Here is a 3,490-nt window from a genome sequence, read left to right as displayed (position 1 = left end):
GACCGAAATCCGCGGCTCCCTCGGCGAAATCTCCGCCACCCACGTCTCGCTCGCCACCGCGATCTGGCTGCAGACTATGGTGCCCCTCACCGTGGGCGATACCGTCGAGCTGCAAGGGTATTTCCGGGTCGCGGACGGCTACTTCGCTGCCGATCACACCTCGTTCTGGGGCTGCAAGATCGGCTGAAGGAGGCACGTTGAAATTCGTTCTCTGCAGCAAGCTGTACGACGCTACGGGACTGGAGGTTCATCAGGGGGCGTCTCGCCCTGAAACTGAAGAGTAAGTTTGAGAAGTTGCCGACGAAAGGCCGCGCCGTCGGCTGCGAGATCGACCGTGGCGAAACGAATGAGATGTCCGTGCACAGAAATGGCTTCGTCCATCGCTTCTCCGATCGTTGGGTGCAGCAGCACGCCCTCGGCGCGGTCCGCCAACGCATCGCCCCGACCTGTCTGGGAGCGCAGATAGGCGTAGATCTGGTAGAGGTAACCGCTGCGCAGCGTCGCCTCGCGCCGCCAGCCTGCCGTGACGATCCCCGTGAACTTGGTGTCGATCACGATCCGCCGGCCCGCCGCCAGATCGTCGAGCACGATATCGGTCTGCATGCCCGGCAGGATCTCTCGCGCGCCCTCGCTCCACCAATCGAGCGGCCAGTCTAGGGCGCCGCCAGTCCGCACGCCCCAGCGCTCGGGCGGCAGGACAGTTCGGTAGAAGCCGCCGACCGCGCGCTCGAACAGCCTCCGCGCCCACTGCTCCTCCCGATCGGGCATTGGCAGAGGCCTTGGACCCGCCCACTCGGTCGGCAGAACGAGGTCCATCGCCAGGATCGCAGCCGCCAGCATCTGTTGGTCCGCGGCGTCATGGCGGCCGATCCGGTCGGCGCTGAGCTCGGTGCGCGACGGCATCGCCCCAGCGACACCGAGCGCCTGCATGTCCGCCGCTAGCCTTCGGCAGCGATGGCGAAGCTCGGGGCGCGCGACCAACCGGGCCACCGCCTCAAGCGCGCCGCGGACGAAGCGGTTGCGGGGCGTGTCGACGCTGAGCTCCACGAAGCGGCACGCCACGGCGCCGCGCGCAAGCAGCTGTCGGCGCTCGGTACGCAGGACGTCGATCCGGCCTCGGACCCGGGAGAGATCGGCGCTGCGCTGACGGTAGCCGAGGCTCAGCTGTCGACGCTGGCGTTCCTCGACCGCCTGAGCCAGCAGTTCGGCGACGAGATCGGCGATCTCGTCGGTGTTGCGCTCGACATCGACGCGTGTGCGGCCCAACGTTTTGAACAGGTCCGAGGCGTAAAGCATCAGGAGCCAGATATTGCGCACCGGGATGCGGCCGATGAATCCCGCCGCAGCGGTCTCACGCGCGACCCAGGCGTCGGCGATCACCATCCCTGCAACAGCCGGTCGAGAGCCTCGCGCGCTGATTTCGGGGCGTCGAACCAGTATTCGTCGAGCAGCGGACCGATCTCCGTCTCCGCGACCTGGCGGAACCAATCGCGCGTGCCGCCGGGTTCGAGCTTAGCCGTTGGCGTGACGTAGCTGTGCCCGATCTCGAACTGGCGGCCGAACGCCTCGGCGATCTGCGCGTTCAGCGCGAGGATGCGCCGCTCGATGTCGTCGACGAAGGCGGGATCGACGCCTCCCTTCTCGGTCACCCACCGTCGCCAGGCTGGCCCGAGCCTCGGCTCGAGTCCGACGAAGGCGAAACGCCTGCGGAACGCGAGGTCGACCAGCGCGAGTGAGCGGTCGGCGATGTTCATGGTGCCGATGACGAAGAGGTTCTCGGGCACGTGCACCGGGCGCCGCATGCCGTCGGCATCGGGGTAGCAGAGTTCCAGTGCCTCGCGCGGCGTGCGCTTGCCCGCTTCCAGCAGTGTCAGCAGCTCGCCGAAGATCTGCGCCGGGTTGCCGCGGTTGATCTCCTCGATGATCACGACGAACCGGGCTTCCGGCCGGCTCAGCGCCGCGCGGATCGCCTCCATGAAGACGCCGTCGGCAAGGGTCAGCTTGCCATCGCCGCTCGGACGCCATCCGCGCACGAAGTCCTCGTAAGAGAGGTTCGGGTGGAACTGGACGGCACGGACGCGCGCCTCATCGCGCTCGCCTATCAGCGCGAACGCGAGGCGTTTGGCGATCCATGTCTTTCCCGTCCCCGGCGGCCCCTGCACGATCAGGTTCTTCCGTGTGCGCAGGCGCTCCAGCAGGCGGTCGATCTCCTCGCGCTCCAGAAAACAGCCCTCACGCAGGATGTCGTCGACATCGTATGGCACAGCGGGCGCGGGCGTCTGGACCGGATCGACGACAGCCGTATCCTCGTCGTCCTCGGTGGGCGCCGCGCCGCCGTCATCGGACTCGGCCTCCGACTGATCGGGCGCCTTGTAGTGCCAAGCGGCCAGCGACAGTTCGGGGAAGCTGTGAACCGGGTAGCTGTCCTCAGTAAAGCGCGCCTTCAGATCGTCGACCAACTTGAGATAGGTTGCGCCGCTGCAGGGCCTCTGCGGCCCTATCGGTGGGATCCGCATCTGCAGCCGGCCGGTGAGGAACGCGCGCGAGTTGCTATCGAGGGTTGGGTACTCCCACGGATGCGACCAGTAGAGCCCGGTGGAGAGGTTCCATGAGGCGCCCCAAACGTCGATGGCCGCGTCGTAGTCGGCGATGAATTGGTCCCGCTGCTCGGGCTGATCAGAATCCACCAGCGCTGCGGCGGATGCGAACAGGTCCCACAACTTGTCGATGTCGCCTTCGCTGCGCTTGTCGCCGTATCGAAAGAACCAGGATCGCTGGTTGTTGAGGACAGGGATTCCCTCGAAGGTGCTCGGCAGCTCCTCATCCACGCCGATCAGCTTGGCCAGCGCTCCCGCGATCGCGCGCCGATTGGCGTCCGTCATGGATCGGTTGAACGTGCCCATCGCCGTGAAGGGGCAGATGTCGCGCAGTGGACCGGTACCGCCTTCCGGGTAGCGGTCCTGCAGATACCCTAGCCCCGCTATCTCTTGCGCGATTGCATGGATGCCTTCGATCAAGGGCTTACGGTCCGCCCGATAGTCCAGAAGCTTTGCTGCAACGGCGCTGTAGAAGACTGTCCAGCGGAAACGCTGCTCGCCGCCCACGTCGCCGAACCGTTCCCGCCAGAACGGTTCGTTCCGGAACCGGTCGAGGTCCTGCGGCCGGTCATCGAACGCGAAGGCCAAGAGGCCATCCTCCATCCAGCTACCCGGCGCGACCCGCCAAACCGTGGCACGGTTCGTGTAGAAGTACCATTCGCGGTGCGGCGATACCGGCGTCCAGTTGACCTGCACACGCTTGCCGTCGTCCAGATTGGCAATGATTGTGCCGACCGCCTTGATGGCCATTACCGAGACAGTGGCACCGCGGTTGTTGAACGGCAGCTCCCGCTTGCGAGTATAGGATGACTTGATCGCGATCCTGTCGCCCGGCCGCATCGCGCGCACGAGATCGCCATACTTGCCGTCCTCGTAGCCGTTCTCCCAGATGC

At 66.1% G+C, this 3,490-nt stretch carries 2 protein-coding genes and 1 pseudogene; 1 reads left to right on the top strand and 2 read right to left on the bottom strand.

Annotation, left to right across the window (positions count from 1 at the left end; all coding sequences use genetic code 11):
- Positions 1-187: pseudogene (locus A6302_RS19735) on the top strand (hypothetical protein); the annotation flags it as partial.
- Between the two features lie 44 nt (positions 188-231).
- On the opposite strand, the gene mcrC reads toward A6302_RS19735, so the two are convergent.
- On the bottom strand, positions 232-1,383 hold the full coding sequence (gene mcrC, locus A6302_RS19730; RefSeq protein ID WP_069308453.1) for a 5-methylcytosine-specific restriction endonuclease system specificity protein McrC: 1,152 nt from the start codon (positions 1,381-1,383) through the stop codon (positions 232-234).
- Positions 1,377-3,490: AAA family ATPase (locus A6302_RS21725; RefSeq protein WP_141704000.1), on the bottom strand; the 2,114-nt coding region annotated here is incomplete at its 5' end. The genes A6302_RS21725 and mcrC, both read right to left, overlap by 7 nt.

Source organism: Methylobrevis pamukkalensis (assembly GCF_001720135.1).
Lineage (GTDB): Bacteria > Pseudomonadota > Alphaproteobacteria > Rhizobiales > Pleomorphomonadaceae > Methylobrevis > Methylobrevis pamukkalensis.
The sequence above is the reverse complement of the archived record's forward strand: the minus strand, read 5'-3'. Positions and strand labels throughout refer to the sequence as shown.

Excerpts from the sequence above, each read along its gene's own strand:
- mcrC (WP_069308453.1), bottom strand. The coding sequence starts at position 1,383 with ATGGTGATCGCCGACGCCTGGGTCGCGCGTGAGACCGCTGCGGCGGGA.